Origin of the sequence: Psychrobacter sp. ASPA161_9, from assembly GCF_051970275.1 — a bacterium.
Lineage (GTDB): Bacteria > Pseudomonadota > Gammaproteobacteria > Pseudomonadales > Moraxellaceae > Psychrobacter.
Window position 1 is genome coordinate 195,200 of sequence record NZ_JBEFNI010000006.1, and the last position, 14,416, is coordinate 209,615.

Annotated in this window: 13 protein-coding genes; 4 read left to right on the plus strand and 9 right to left on the minus strand. The window is 41.5% G+C overall.

Going from position 1 to position 14,416, the window contains the following annotated elements; translation table 11 throughout:
* The first annotated feature begins 1,025 nt into the window (after positions 1–1,025).
* The 4 genes from ACTQ9S_RS08855 to ACTQ9S_RS08870 all read left to right on the plus strand — a co-directional run bounded on the left by ACTQ9S_RS08855 (position 1,026) and on the right by ACTQ9S_RS08870 (position 5,240).
* Positions 1,026–2,519, plus strand: a complete 1,494-nt coding sequence (locus tag ACTQ9S_RS08855) for a DUF4331 domain-containing protein (protein ID WP_350656924.1) — start codon at positions 1,026–1,028, stop codon at positions 2,517–2,519.
* Positions 2,520–2,546: 27 nt separating this feature from the next.
* Entirely contained in the window at positions 2,547–2,822 is a 276-nt protein-coding gene (locus ACTQ9S_RS08860; RefSeq protein WP_068035280.1) for a hypothetical protein, read from the plus strand.
* 76 nt (positions 2,823–2,898) lie between these two features.
* Entirely contained in the window at positions 2,899–4,098 is a 1,200-nt protein-coding gene (locus tag ACTQ9S_RS08865; protein WP_440454714.1) for a tetratricopeptide repeat protein, read from the plus strand.
* Positions 4,095–5,240, plus strand: a complete 1,146-nt coding sequence (locus tag ACTQ9S_RS08870; RefSeq protein ID WP_440454715.1) for a HupE/UreJ family protein — start codon at positions 4,095–4,097, stop codon at positions 5,238–5,240. Before ACTQ9S_RS08865 ends, ACTQ9S_RS08870 begins: the two co-directional genes overlap by 4 nt.
* 318 nt (positions 5,241–5,558) lie before the next feature.
* Here ACTQ9S_RS08870 and ACTQ9S_RS08875 read toward each other — a convergent pair whose 3' ends face one another.
* From ACTQ9S_RS08875 to accC, 9 genes are all read right to left on the minus strand, one after another.
* Complete coding sequence (locus ACTQ9S_RS08875) at positions 5,559–6,497, minus strand: energy transducer TonB (protein ID WP_440454716.1); 939 nt, start codon at positions 6,495–6,497, stop codon at positions 5,559–5,561.
* Between the two features lie 501 nt (positions 6,498–6,998).
* Positions 6,999–7,886 (minus strand): alpha/beta fold hydrolase, encoded by an 888-nt coding sequence (locus ACTQ9S_RS08880; protein WP_440454717.1) that lies wholly within the window; start codon positions 7,884–7,886, stop codon positions 6,999–7,001.
* Between the two features lie 6 nt (positions 7,887–7,892).
* A complete protein-coding gene (locus ACTQ9S_RS08885; protein ID WP_440454718.1) occupies positions 7,893–8,660 on the minus strand; it encodes a class II aldolase/adducin family protein in 768 nt (255 codons plus the stop codon).
* Between the two features lie 291 nt (positions 8,661–8,951).
* Entirely contained in the window at positions 8,952–9,398 is a 447-nt protein-coding gene (locus ACTQ9S_RS08890) for an acetyl-CoA carboxylase biotin carboxyl carrier protein (RefSeq protein ID WP_440454719.1), read from the minus strand.
* A gap of 7 nt (positions 9,399–9,405) precedes the next feature.
* On the minus strand, positions 9,406–10,593 hold the full coding sequence (locus ACTQ9S_RS08895; RefSeq protein ID WP_440454720.1) for an NRAMP family divalent metal transporter: 1,188 nt from the start codon (positions 10,591–10,593) through the stop codon (positions 9,406–9,408).
* Positions 10,594–10,646: 53 nt separating this feature from the next.
* Positions 10,647–11,381: a 5-oxoprolinase subunit PxpA gene (pxpA, locus tag ACTQ9S_RS08900; RefSeq protein WP_440454721.1), complete on the minus strand. Its 735-nt coding sequence runs from the start codon at positions 11,379–11,381 to the stop codon at positions 10,647–10,649.
* Entirely contained in the window at positions 11,371–12,291 is a 921-nt protein-coding gene (locus ACTQ9S_RS08905) for a biotin-dependent carboxyltransferase family protein (protein WP_440454722.1), read from the minus strand. The genes pxpA and ACTQ9S_RS08905 overlap by 11 nt, the downstream gene beginning before the upstream one ends.
* A 49-nt stretch (positions 12,292–12,340) precedes the next feature.
* Positions 12,341–12,994: a 5-oxoprolinase subunit PxpB gene (pxpB, locus tag ACTQ9S_RS08910; RefSeq protein ID WP_440454723.1), complete on the minus strand. Its 654-nt coding sequence runs from the start codon at positions 12,992–12,994 to the stop codon at positions 12,341–12,343.
* Positions 12,995–13,063: 69 nt separating this feature from the next.
* Positions 13,064–14,410, minus strand: a complete 1,347-nt coding sequence (gene accC, locus ACTQ9S_RS08915; RefSeq protein ID WP_440454724.1) for an acetyl-CoA carboxylase biotin carboxylase subunit — start codon at positions 14,408–14,410, stop codon at positions 13,064–13,066.
* Positions 14,411–14,416: the final 6 nt, after the last annotated feature.

Consider the following 14,416-nt stretch of genomic DNA (forward strand, 5'->3'; position numbering starts at 1 on the left):
CTGAAAAAATCGTAAAGATGAACCTGGTAAACTGACCACTCGACGAGTAGTTTACCATGACTAAGAAAATCCAGAGATATAGTATAGAACCACATTATACTGAAGTTATGGCAGCTCTTGAAGGAATCAAGTAACTTAAACCGCAATTAAAAATAGCTGAAGAGGAACGAGAGATATTAAATGAGGAGGGATAAAGCGAGGCATTGCTTTGCCCCAACGCAAAATGAGGGCTATGCTCGCAGTGGTACTAGGGTCCAAAAGGTTCTAAGCTATAAAGTGCCAAGACAAATGTGGTTTGACTCTTATCGTCAGGCTGCTTAATCAAAATCTCCTAAGTTAATATTTACGGATTTGACAGCATAGCTCATCAATTTACATGTGATATTTTTGAAAGATCAATCCTTCAGTAATTTCTACTTATCAACTTGTTAAGATCTAATAAAAGAACAATACCTATTATTCCATACTGTTATTAATCTACTAAACGGTTAATGATAGTACCTGTGTACATCCTTACCGCTTTCAATCAAAACTGAGAACAAATTGATGATAAATTTGCGCTTATCATCGGTTTAATTTTTCATGTTATATAATAATAATTGAATAAAATTCACTTTAAACAACAATATAGAAGATGCTAAACGTTTCATTAATAACGAATTATTTATATTGGACTTATTATTAAAATTAAAGTATTGATTAAACTCTACTATCTGTAAAAATCTACCATCCCCTAATTTTTATAGGATCAGAAAATTTTTTATTATTAACTTCTGAGAAATCTATAGATCGTAAAGAGCATATATTTTTGGATTATGATGAACAAATTACAATGTAACGAGTGTTTTTTCGGCTGTTATTCTTAATTATCTTGTACACACCCTCCTAACTAAAATCTTGCTTATACGTATAGTTTAGTTTAATTTGTCGTAAGAATAGTTTAGTTTAAGTTACTTATAAATTATACGTAATACTAAGTTATTTTAGCATCCAGTACCCCTCAAGTTTCTCTACAAGGATTTCGTATGAAACATACTACTAAGGCTCTAATAGCAGCGATGGCATTGTGCATTAGCGCAAGCGCTGTGGCATCTAGCCACCGTGAAGCCCCTTCTATCACTAAAACTCCTAAAGTCGATGCCACTGACTTTTATATGTTTAATAGTTATGAGAATAATCGTGCAGATTATGTCACGATTATTGCTAACTACTTACCACTTCAAGACGCTTACGGCGGACCCAATTACTTCGCCCTAGACGCCGATGCACTGTATGAGATTCATATCGACAACAATGGCGATGCGGTCGAAGATCTCACATTCCAGTTTGACTTTAACCAAAAGTTAAATAGCATTGAAATTGACTCAGACGGTAACCCATCAACGCCAAACGTTGCGATTCCTTTGTCTAATGCTGGTGATGCTTCAAACCCCGCTAATGTACAAACTAGCGAGAGTTACGAAGTGACGATGGTTAAAGGCGATCGCCGCAGCGGCTCGCGTACTTCGCTGGGGAATTTTAACAAGCCGTTTGACTATATCGGTACTAAATCTTTTGCAGACTACCCAACGTATGCAAAAGGCTTTATCAAAACTTTGAACATGGGTAGCTGTGGGCAAGGTAAAGTGTTCGTCGGTCAACGTGCTGAAAGCTTTGCTATCGATTTAGGTAAGGTGTTTGATCTGATTAACCTAAACCCATTGGGTGCACGTAATGCCGGTACGAACGTGTTGGCAGGTAAAAACATTACCTCAATTGCGTTGGAAGTTCCTAAAGCGTGCTTAGTCAACTCAGCTGGTAACGATCCAGTAATTGGAGCTTGGACGACCGCTAGTGTCCGTCAGGCGACTTTAGTAAATCCTTCTCCTGAATCTGGTATTAGTACCACAGCAAAAAAAGGCGGTGCATGGACTCAGGTTTCAAGACTCGGTATGCCACTGGTCAACGAAGTTGTAATCGGTCTTAAGGACAAAGACAAATTTAATGCCTCAGAACCAAAAGATGATGTGGCTAAATTTGCGCCTTATGTCTTTTATCCTACGCTTCCTGCGTTGATTCAGACTTTGTACCCACAAGCACCAGCGCCAACTAATTTTCCACGTCAAGATTTAGTCACTGCCTTTTTGACAGGTGTTCCGACTATCAATAAACCTGCCAAAGTTGTACCAGCGGATATGTTGCGTTTGAATACCAGCACACCTGCAGTAGCAGCTGCTAATCAAAACGACTTAGGTGTCATTAGTATCATTCCTGGTCAAAACGATGGTCGACCTAGTGCCAATAGCAAAGATGTTGCAGGGTTTCCGAATGGCAGAAGACCTGGAGATGATGTAACCGATATTGCCTTAAGAGTATCTATGGGTGCATTATGTCACGCGGGCTTACCAGCAGATGTTACCTGTGTCCCTGCTGATGCCAAGGCCGGAAAAGCTCTATTTACTGATGGTGCACTTAAACCCGCTACCGAGTTTGACTCAGTCTTTCCTTATCTAACCACCCCTAATCCAGGTAGCCGATAAGTTGAATCTAACTCAAGGAGAAATACGATGCGCTATGTACTTTTAGCAGTATTAGTCACCGGATCGGCCGCTCTTTCTGGTTGCTTTAACGATAATAACAACTCTAACTCACAGGATCGGACTGATAGCAAAGTAGCGATAGATCAAGCTAAGGCAAAATTGGCGGTTAGCAGGACATCTACCGTAATTGACGTCAGTAGAGATGTAAACACCGATGAGCCGCAAGACATCGATCGGATTATACTTCCCGAAGCCAACTTGGCAGAACCTGTCGCTGTGACGGGCGCCAACGCCTCATTGTAGTCTGATATGAGGTAAATCGAGCACCTGATCAGGCTACTGTTCAGGTGTTTCTTTATGTTTTGAACGGACAGAATTTATGCAATGGATTAAGCAACTTATCGGATTACTATGTTTATTAATCATAAGCAGCCAATTACTTTATGCCACCCCTTTTATTCCTAAAGATGACCAACAGATTCTTGAAACCTTACCTTCAGATTCACCGCCTGCACGCTATCTCAGCTCAGACGATTTTTCGTCTAGCAAAAATACAAATGATCCTGAACAGACTAGCCAGCTATTAGAACGTGCTTACTTGCAAGGCGACCCACGTGCACTAGGCCAAGCAAGAGCGCAACTTGATCAAACAACAGATCAAAGCATAGAGACACTCATGCTACGAGCGCGGGCTTTACAATCAGATCATAAGTTCTCTGAAGCAAAAGAATTGTTAAAACAGATACTAAGTAAAGATACTGCTAATCCAGATGCCCTTTTGACTCTCTCCTCTCTGTTAGTTGTTCAAGGTCAGTTTGAGGAAGCCATGGGTTACTGCAAAAAGCTTAATGATTCATCACTCAGTGTCTACCGTGCAGCATGCGAGGCTCAAATACAGAGCATGACTGGTCAGATCACACAGGCAAAACAAACTCTAAATAATCTAGCTTCTATTGCACCTCAACTTGATGCATCTACAGCACGCTGGATATATCTCATTCAAGCGGACGCGGCATTAAGAAGCCAAGATACCTCTCTTGCTGATGAAGTTTTTAGCGTTATGGATGCTCAAACTGTACCTGCACTCATGGCTCGCGCTGACTGGTTATTGAGTAACGGAGAGTATCAAGAAGTAATTCAACTGCTTAAAACTCATACTGATAAAGATGCGTTGTTGTTGCGACTCATCACGGCTCAAATCAAACTGCGTGACCCTAAATCTAAACAAAACTTAGCGCTCATGGAAGAACGTATTGAGGTATGGCAAATACGCAAAGAAAATGCACATATGCGTGAACAAGCTACTTATGCCATGCTTGCTAATCAAGTCGACTCGGCACTACAGTTGGCTCGAAACAACTGGCAACAGCAACGCGAAACAGCTGATATTGAGATTTATACAAAAGCAGCTATCCAAGCTGGCAGCCAAAAAGACATTGAAGTTATACGCCAATTCATAAAAGACACTCAGTTTGAATATCTAGCACTTGAGCGCGATCTACGTTTGGGTAAAATTAGTGACTGTTTGAACTGCCCACCCTCAGGCATGCAAACTTCAAGCAAGGATAAGCCTTTATGAGCGCACTTAGCAGACGCATTTGGAGTCATAGCTATCGTTACTTGACGCTGCTTTTACTAGCGATGACTTGCACGGCACTACAGGCGCACGAATCTAGTACAGCTTACTTGAACCTTCAAACGAGCAATTCCAAAGCCGCAGCAAATATTAATTATAATGCTAAATATGAGTTGTCACTACGCGACCTTGCTTTGCTAATAGATATAGATTCAAACCAAGATCATAAAGTAAGTTGGCTAGAGGTAAAATCGCAAACGCCACTCATAAAGCAGCTAATCGAATCCCAAGTAAAGTTAGAAGCTGGTACTCAAACCTGTGATATAACAAGCTTTGCACCATTGGCGATTAATACACGCGGCGGGTTTAACTACCTATACACAAACTTTGAGATAAACTGTGCGACCCCAATCGATAATCTTAACTATCAGATCTTAGCAGGTATCGATGCCAATCATCGCTTGATCCTAACGGGGGCTAGTGATGAAACACCTCTTCAAGTGCTGGCTGTAGGAGAAACCCCTTTAGGTTCGGGGACTGAATCTGGCTGGCTATTCACGGCAACGAATTTTTTGAAAAGTGGCATACATCACTTGTTGATTGGTTGGGATCATCTATTATTCTTATTTGTACTGCTGATCCCTGCAGTATACTTACGTAAGCAAAAAGCCTTGATTGCCGTCACTAAACCGCAAGCGGCATTACTTGAAGTCTTTTGGATTGCAACCTCATTCACGTTAGCGCATTCAATTACCTTAAGTTTAGCGGCGCTTCATATCGTCAGTATACCTGCCCGCTTTATTGAATCCTTAATCGCTCTATCCATAGCGTTCGCAGCATTAAACAATTTAGTGCCCCTGCTACGCGTACGCGCCGTCTATCTGGCATTCGTTTTTGGACTGATTCACGGTTTTGGCTTTGCTAATGTACTTGTAGATTTGCCACTAGCCACTAGCGAGCGCGTACTAGCATTGCTGAGTTTCAATATAGGAATAGAGCTAGGGCAACTCGTATTTATCGCTTTAGTATTTCCGATAGCGCTATTACTACGGCATACGCGTTTTTATAAAACGATCATATTTTATGCAGGTTCAGTGGTCAGTATCTTGATTGCATTATGGTGGTTCTTTCAGAGGGCATTTTAATCTTGTTCTAAAACTTATAGGCTCTACTAATTATTAAGCCTACAAACTCATCCATGTAGAGCTTAAGTTTTAGAATTCCATTAACTCAACTATGACTACGAAATTAAAAAATTCATTTATGGAAATGGCAGAAGCAGAATATTCTTTATTACTAGGGCGCGTCATCAATTAATGCATTAATTCAATTTATGGTCTTAAAATGGTTAAATTCTACTAACCCACATCATACTTCTTATTAATATATTCATATTTACTGCAAAGTAATTCTTTATCCATGTTTTTTACTCATATGCAGACATTTAGATATCATTGTCTATATTAAGGCATCTCATAACTTAATTGCATAGGTACAGTAGCATTTACTGGCACACCGTTTTTTTGAAATGGATTGAACTGTCCTTCTCTTATTTGGATCATTGCTACCGCATCGATGATTACATTACCGGATGACTGGAGCAGTTGCACCTCAGTAATGTGACCATTTTTATCGACATATAGCTCCAATAATACATTAAAGATATCACCCGATCGGGCAGTAGTATTGCGCCATACTAGCAGCGGAAGGCTTGTATTAGTTTGGTATTCGTCAAGCCAATTGGCTTGCTCTTCCAAAAACGGTACTACTTCACTACTCTCATCAATCTTATCCTCTAGAGCTGGTTGTTCAGGTTTTTTTTCGTTCGCTTGGTCTGCTGCTAACACTTTGGCGACGGCATCATTAACAGCTTGCAGCTGTAATTTATCTTGTTCGATACGTTTCCTATTAGACTGACTCTGAACGGCTTGCTGCTGCATAGCTTGTTCGCGATTGAACTGTTTTGTCACGGCCAGAATCATCGCGGATAGATCTGACTCTATCTCATCTGTGGCATTCGATATTTTTCTTGATTCTGTTATTACTAGTTTTTGCTCTGATGAAGAATCCTTGGTCTCTTGATTTAACTGAGGTTCTTCTGTAGCTATTACAGAGTCTTCTACTGAATTTGATAGTTCTGCTTTTGGTTTAGGTTCTATAGGTTTTGCTTTTGGTTCAGATTCTAATATTGGTGCTAGCTTGGCAGATTTGGTAAGTTTGATGTTTTCAGTTTGCTCAGTTACTTCTTGTACTGGTGGCAATGATTTTTGAGGTTGAGAAACGGACTTGAGTTTTGGTCTTACGTCAGGTTTTTCGTTGGATAGTGCTGATAATGTTATTAACTCTAATTGAATTGTCTTAGGCTCGGGAGCATTTATCATAGGACGTTCAGGACTATCCATAGATACCATAGCCCATACAGTGACACCATGTAATACTATAACAAAAATAGCAATCCAAACATTGATAAGGCGAGTAAATGGATTCGATATCATAATAATTTATAAGATAACCCATTAGAAGTAACTATGTTTATAGTTTGATTAGAGTGATAAATCGAGTGATAGCTGAAAAATATAAATAATGCCTTGTCGCCCTGATTGACATTAAAAACAGAGGTGGGGTCTATAGCCCATACCTTACTGAGCAATGAATAATGAATAATGAATAATGAATAATGATACAAGTCAAATTGTATATTGCGCCAAATCAACATGCATAACAAGCCTAATCTGAGCCAATCTATTGAAGACTATTATTGTTTTTATTGCTTAAATTCTAGAAAATATACTATAAAAAATATCCAATATTATCTTTATGATTTGACGCCATTATACCTCTCTTCAAAACCTAGTCTTACATACCATCTCATTATATTCTGCACCCTTTTTTTATATAACTCTTTAGCTAATATGCTCTCTAAATTGTAGATACGCAGCAGTAATAGCATTAGCATCCTCAATCTGTGGATAGTGGCCTAGATCTGGCATTTCAGTCACATTGGCATTGGGAATTAATTCACGATAACGATCGATCATATGCTGACCTGAGATGGGATCTTTAGCGCCGTCGATTAATTTTACCGGAACATCACTATTGATAATAGCTCCTACCCAGCGTTCACGATGCTGCTTGCGCTGAGGAATATAATCTATCAATTTATGCATCACTGCTAGACCATTATTATGGTTTAATAGCTGCCATAGCATATCAACCACCTCTTGAGTTGGCGGGGTTGCTGGCCCAAAGATTCGCTGTAAATTGTCCGCGAACTTCTGCTTATTAATGAGTTTGGCTACTAAAGACCCTAGTGGTGATAGTAATAATTTTTGGATTAATATGGGTTTATGAGTTTCAGGAAATAAGCCACCATTTAGAAAACAGACACTAGCAATACGCGGCTCGTGACTACCACTACCGTCATTGCTGTTGACCTGTCTTGCCAGCAGCTCTTGAGCGACTGTATCACCATAATCATGAGCCAAAATATGATAGTCGCTGACCTTTAGCTTATTTAAATAACTCTGAAAAATATCTGCTTGCTCAGTAATAAGATAGCGTGCATTTTTGGGCTTAGCCGATAAACCAAAGCCCAACATATCGAGGGTGATAACATAATAACAATCAGTCAGAGCCTCCCACACCCCTTCCCAATCCCAGCTCGCACTAGGATAGCCGTGAATCAATAATAATACCGGCGCACTTTTATCCCCACCCTGTCGAGTAAAGATTTGCTGACCATTGATAGATTCAAGCTGTCCCTGCTGCTGCCATTCATTCAGAGTGATCATCCATCATTACTCCTCAAATGATGGATCGGTACGGCGTAGTTTCCTTAATAACGCGGGCCAAGCGATATCACCATTAGCCTCTTTAGTGACTGCTTTTGATGCCGCTTGAATACCAGCTAGTATTTGCGGTGGTATATGTGTCAACTCGCTGCCGCCGCTTTGGGCTTTGATTTGTACTTCGCACGCTCTTTGCATGATGTACATGAATAAAAACGCATTGGCAATGGTGGTCGCACAAGTTAGCAGGCCATGATTACGCAAAATCATAAAGTTGGCATTGCCAAGGTCATCGACTAGTCGTACTTTTTCTGCAGGGTTTAGTGCTACCCCTTCATAATCATGGTAGGCCAAGTTAGATAACGGAAATAATGATTGCTGAGAAATAGGCAGTAAGCCCTGCACTTGAGTAGAGACGGCAACCCCGTCACTGGTATGTAGATGAATGACACAGTGAGCATCGGCGCGGGCTTCATGTACCGCACTATGAATGGTGAATCCTGCTGGATTGATATCGTAGGCTGATGATAATATCTTTTCGCCAGCTTGATTCACTTTGACAAGGTTTGAGGCAGTAATCTCTTCAAATAATAAACCATAAGGGTTGATTAAAAACTCATCCTCGGTATCTGGCACTCGCGCTGAGATGTGTGTGAAGACCAAATCATCCCAACCATATAAGGCAATCAGTCGATAGCAAGCGGCAAGGTTGACTCGCATATCCCATTCTTGTTGGGTTACCACTCCTTTTACATCTGATATCGTTTCGTTTTCCATGATGTCATACATCCCTGTTTTAGATACTATTGATAAATCCGCCATCCACCTTATAAAACTAACAGGGTAAAAACTATGACACTTATGTATATCAACTATACATAATACTACCTGCCTCCGTGATGGATCCTTACTGTCAAATCCACACATTTAAACTTAAGAGATTTTAATCACCTAGCTCAAAATGTACTACATAACTTAGAATACTTCCTATCAAGCAGCCTAACAAAAAGAGTTAAACCAAATATAAAAAATAGCCTTAATAAGGACTATTCTCTCACTTTAATTTTTTTATATTTTTAGATTAAAAATAGGCTGCCCGTATTCAACACTTTGCCCATCCTCAACCAATATATCGCTCACAACCCCTTCTTTGTCACTGACCACAGGTAGCAATCGAGTCAATTCTTCAATATAGCAAATCGTTTGACCTTTTTTAATATGGTCACCCTTGCTCACTAAATGATCTGTTGCCCCATCTTCACTTAAATAAACCCGTCCAACATGCGTCGCGCGCACCTGTGATAGAGCACTATCAAGGTTTGCAGCATTTTGATCTGCACTGTTTTTATACGTACTATCTTGAACAGCCTTTGTCTTTACGGGGCTAACAGTCTCCTTCTGGTTTACGTTATTAACTACCGTAACTGACCGACCATTATCTTCAATCGTTACTTTATACAATCGGCTGCTTTCAACGAGTTTAACCACCCGCGCCACTTGTTCTATATCCATCATAAACTCCTTAACTGATACCAAGATATTGAGCGATAGTCATCACGCTTAGAATACTCATCGCAATGGCTATTAACCAACCAAAGACAGCGATCCAAATAGGATGCTTATAATTGCCGACGATATTTTTTCTATAGGCGGCGATAAGGATAATCACCATAGCGATAGGTAGTACTAAGCCATTTAACGTCCCGACTAGTACGAGTACTTGAGCTGGCTTGCCGATAGTGGCAAAGACGAATGTCGAGATGACAATAAAACCAATAATAAAATAGCGCTTGTGTCTCTCAATGAAGGGATGAAAATTCGTCATAAAGGATACCGACGTATAAGCGGCACCAATCACTGAAGTGACAGAGGCCGCCCAAATCACCATACCAAAAACAACTTTACCAGTATTGCCTAGGATATACTGAAAAGGCGACATTGCTGGATTTGATGGGTCTAACGCAATACCTTTGGAGACCACGCCCAAGACGGCAAGGAATAAAAAGACGCGAATAACAGAGGCAATCAAAATACCAGAGACCGAGCTTCTGGTCACAGAGTCTAGGTTTTCTTCCCCGCTTACCCCTGCTTCTAACAATCGATGAGCACCGGAGAAAGTAATATAACCACCAACCGTACCGCCCACTAAAGTCACAATAGCTACCGCATCAATCTTATCTGGCATAATGGTTTTGGTAACTGCTTCGGCTAATGGTGGATCAGACTTAAACATTACATAGATAATTAACACAATTAAAATAAAGCCCATTAGCTGAGTGAACTTATCCATGATAGGCCCGGTTTCGCGGCCTAGAAATATAGCAACAGCGATTACCCCACTGATCAGTGCGCCAGTAATGGGCGAGATATTGAACATCGACTGCATACCAAGACCAGCGCCGCCAATATTACCGATATTAAATGCTAAGCCTCCAGCAATAATCAGGAAAGCGAGCAAATAACCCACTCCAGGAAACACCAAGTTGGCAATTTCCTGCGCGCGCTTTTTGGATACGGCTACTACTCGCCAAACGTTAAGCTGGACGCCAATATCCATGACAATAGAGATTAAAATAACAAAACCAAAGCTTGCCATCAGGCTTTCGGTAAAAGTAGCGGTTTGTGTCAAAAACCCGGGCCCTACTGCTGAGGTTGCCATCAAAAAAGCGGCACCTAAAATAGCTGTATTGTGTTTTTTTAAGGTACTCATAAACATCCTTGTTTTATACAGAGTAGGTCGTTCAAACTATTACTAATCTAATATTAAGCTGATATCTCAATACCTTTAAGTTCTAACTGTTTTTTTATTTCACGAGCAAAAAGAATGGCATGTTCGCCGTCGCCATGTAAGCAGACGCTTTGGGCATCTACCGGCACCTTTTCACCGCATACGCTGGTAACAGAGCCTTCAGTAATCATTTGCATGACATGATTGGTCGCTTCATCCGTGTCCGTTATTAGGGCATTGTCTTTGCTACGCGAGACCAGAGAACCATCTTTCTCATAGTTTCTATCAGCGAATACTTCAGATATCGCCTCTAGACCATGATTTTTTGCTGACTTGACCAGATAGCCACCTGATAAACCCATTACTTTTAGATTCGAATCAAAATTCTTAATTTCACTGACCAGAATATCTGCTAATGATTCATTGGCAGCGGCTTGGTTGTATAAAGCGCCATGCGGTTTTACATACTCTAACGGCACACCAACCAAGTCACAAAGCGCTTTGGTCGCTCCCAACTGATACCGCATTAAGGCACGATAGCCTTCTTCGTCTAAAACTTGATCGGTACGACCAAAGTTCTCTCTATCGTCTAGACTGGGATGAGCCCCTACCCTGACGTTATTTTTCTTTGCCAACTGTAAGGTGGTTAGCATCTCGGCATAAGAACCGGCGTGTAAACCACAGCACACGTTAGCCGAGCTTACTATGGTCAATAGTTTATCGTCTTGTCCGCAGCCTTCAGCAACGTCGGCATTTAAATCAACTTTCATGGGCGTACTCCTTAATTTGCTCGATATAGTGTTGTCTTTTTTGCTGCTCACGCAATGCTTGCTCTACCTCTACGACGATAAATTGACAAGTTTTACCAAACCGAATTTGCGCCATTAACCCTATATCAGCGTTAATCACTGTCGCAATCTTAGGATAGCCACCTGTCGTTTGGGCATCAGCCATCAGAACAATCGGCTGCCCTTGCGGCGGTACTTGAATCATGCCGATATCGACACCGTGCGAGCTCATTTGTGTGGATTCATTAAACTCAAGTGGAGTACCATCCAAGCGATAGCCCATACGGTTGCTACTGCTTTGCAGTTGCCATTGCTGTGATTCAAACGCTGCTTTTGAAGCAGAGGTAAAATACTCGTACTCACTGTTTTTTATTACTCTAATCATATTTGTGGGCTCGAGGCGTGCCACCCCTATAACAGGTAAGCTTGAAGCTATTCTAACCTTCAAGACATCATCTGCTTTAAGATATCTACCTTTAAAACCGCCAAAACTGGCTTTTAGATTGGTGCTCGACGATTGCAGTACCGGCTCTATATCAAAGCCGCCATGCACACACAGATAGCTATACATACCTTGTAATGGACGCAGCAGTTTAAGCGTTTGCCCTGCCTGCGCATTAATACGCCAATAGCAAGGAATGCGCTTATCATCTATATATGCCTCGTATAGCGCACCCGTTAAACAAAAACTGACGTCCTCTTCAAACTGTATCGTGAGACTACCGACAGCTATTTCAATAGCAGGCTCGTTAAGATCGTTTTTCAACAACGCATTTCCCGCTTGCAAGGCCCAGCTGTCCATCACCCCGCTTCTATCCACGCCCATGCTTCGATAGCCAAATCGTCCCGAGTCTTGGATGCTAGCAAGCGCACTAGTGGTTAAAATCTTCATTGATAGCCCCTATTTATTGGTATTAGCAGATACCTGATTTAAAGGTGTTTTATTCATAAATATCAATAGCTGTAAATTTCAGGGTATCGCCTGCGTTAAGCAAAGTAGGAGACACTTTTGTTAAATCAAATAAGGGTATATCAGTTTGGCCTAACAACTGCCAACCACCTGGAGATTCAAAGGGATAGACACCGGTTTGTTCACCACCGATGCCGACCGAACCTGCAGGCACTTTCGTTCTTGGGGTCGCATGTCTTGGAAAGTATAAGGATTCAGATAAGCCGCCAAGATAAGGAAATCCGGGCTGAAAACCAATGAAATAAACCGTATAAGTCGCCTCGGTGTGTAAATTAACAACCGTTTCAACAGAGAGACCCAATTCAGTGGCCAGTGTTTTTAAATCAGGGCCATATTTGCCGCCATAATGTACGGGGATTTCAACATGCTTACCGTTTATGGTTTTTGAAGGAATGTCATCAAGCAGAGCTGATAGGTTATCTTTAAGCGTTTCAAGCTCGACCCATGTTAAGGAGACGGTAAAGACACTTAGCGTGTTCATGCCGATGACGACTTCTAAGACTTCTGGCATTTGCTGTATGCTGTCGGCGAGCGCCCAGCACTGTTGCTGCTTCTCTAACGTTATAGGTTTAGGGAAAAACAAAGTTAGATTGGTCTCACTGCATAGCTGCCATTGTAATTCCATTACCACACGCTCCGTTATCTTTGTCTTTCATGTCGGCTTCAGATCTATTTTTAAATATTAAAACTTAACTTAGATATTCTCTTTTATCCATTCGGTTAAATAATGAATACTCACTTGACCCTGACAAAATGCTTCATCTTTAAACAGTCGCTCGTGAAGGCTGATATTGGTATCAATGCCTGTAATTTGCGCTTCTGATAATGCCGCTTGCATCTTCTTAATCGCCGCTTCCCTTGAATGGTCATGCACGCATATTTTCGCTATCAAACTGTCATAAGAGGGCGGAACGGTATAGTTTGATTCAATGTGACTATCCACTCGAATGCCAAGCCCTGCCGGCATATGACAGTAGTCTATACGGCCAGCGTTAGGCAAAAAGGTATCCGGATTTTCAGCATTAATACGGCACTCAAAAGCGTGTCCAGTGATAACAATATCACTTTGTTTATGCGCAAGCTTGAGCCCTGCGGCTACTCGTATTTGTTCTTGAACGATATCGACCCCAGTGACCATCTCGGTAATAGGATGCTCAACCTGAATGCGAGTATTCATCTCGATAAAAAAGAACTCACCGTTTTCATATAAAAACTCAAACGTGCCCGCCCCTCTATATTTCATTTGCTGGCAGGCAGTCGCGCAAGCTTGACCTATCCGCTGTCTTTGTTCATCCGTAATACCTGGTGCTGGCGCTTCCTCTATTACTTTTTGGTGGCGGCGCTGCATAGAGCAATCGCGCTCACCTAGATAAATAGCATTGCCGTGGGTATCAGACAGTACTTGGATTTCGATATGGCGCGGGGCTTGTAAGTATTTCTCAAGATAAACGATAGCACTACCAAAATTGGCTTTAGCTTCTGTCTGCGTCATAGAAATAGCGGATAATAAATCGGCCTCTTTTTCCACGACTCGCATACCGCGGCCACCGCCGCCGCTCGCCGCTTTAATAATGACGGGATAGCCGACATCACTTGCAGTCTTGATTATCTGATCGCTATCTGCGGGCAAAGCACCTTCGGAACCAGGTACACAAGGCACACTCGCGGCAATCATCTGTTTTTTGGCAGCGACCTTGTCTCCCATTTGTCTGATATTATCTGCGGTCGGCCCGATAAAAACGAGACCAGACTTTTCAATTAAATCCGCAAATTCTGCATTTTCGGATAAAAACCCATAGCCTGGATGGATGGCGTCGGCGTTGGTCATTTTTGCCGCGGAAAAAATCGCTCTTTGGTTAAGATAGCTGTGTGTCGCATTAGCAGGGCCAATACATATTCTCTCATCAGCTAAACGTACGGGTAGCGAGTCTCTATCCGACTCCGAATGGGCTATGACTGATTGTATACCCAACTGTTTACAAGCTCGAACAATGCGTAGGGCAATCTCGCCACGGTTAGCAATTAAGATTTTTGAGAACATGTCGGT

Bases quoted from the DNA above. Each gene is read 5' to 3' on its own strand.
- ACTQ9S_RS08855 (WP_350656924.1), top strand. From the start codon at position 1,026: ATGAAACATACTACTAAGGCTCTAATAGCAGCGATGGCATTGTGCATT.
- ACTQ9S_RS08860 (WP_068035280.1), top strand. From the start codon at position 2,547: ATGCGCTATGTACTTTTAGCAGTATTAGTCACCGGATCGGCCGCTCTT.
- ACTQ9S_RS08865 (WP_440454714.1), top strand. From the start codon at position 2,899: ATGCAATGGATTAAGCAACTTATCGGATTACTATGTTTATTAATCATA.
- ACTQ9S_RS08870 (WP_440454715.1), top strand. From the start codon at position 4,095: ATGAGCGCACTTAGCAGACGCATTTGGAGTCATAGCTATCGTTACTTG.
- ACTQ9S_RS08875 (WP_440454716.1), bottom strand. From the start codon at position 6,497: ATGGATAGTCCTGAACGTCCTATGATAAATGCTCCCGAGCCTAAGACA.
- ACTQ9S_RS08880 (WP_440454717.1), bottom strand. From the start codon at position 7,886: ATGATCACTCTGAATGAATGGCAGCAGCAGGGACAGCTTGAATCTATC.
- ACTQ9S_RS08885 (WP_440454718.1), bottom strand. From the start codon at position 8,660: ATGGAAAACGAAACGATATCAGATGTAAAAGGAGTGGTAACCCAACAA.
- ACTQ9S_RS08890 (WP_440454719.1), bottom strand. From the start codon at position 9,398: ATGATGGATATAGAACAAGTGGCGCGGGTGGTTAAACTCGTTGAAAGC.
- ACTQ9S_RS08895 (WP_440454720.1), bottom strand. From the start codon at position 10,593: ATGAGTACCTTAAAAAAACACAATACAGCTATTTTAGGTGCCGCTTTT.
- pxpA (WP_440454721.1), bottom strand. From the start codon at position 11,381: ATGAAAGTTGATTTAAATGCCGACGTTGCTGAAGGCTGCGGACAAGAC.
- ACTQ9S_RS08905 (WP_440454722.1), bottom strand. From the start codon at position 12,291: ATGAAGATTTTAACCACTAGTGCGCTTGCTAGCATCCAAGACTCGGGA.
- pxpB (WP_440454723.1), bottom strand. From the start codon at position 12,994: ATGGAATTACAATGGCAGCTATGCAGTGAGACCAATCTAACTTTGTTT.
- accC (WP_440454724.1), bottom strand. From the start codon at position 14,410: ATGTTCTCAAAAATCTTAATTGCTAACCGTGGCGAGATTGCCCTACGC.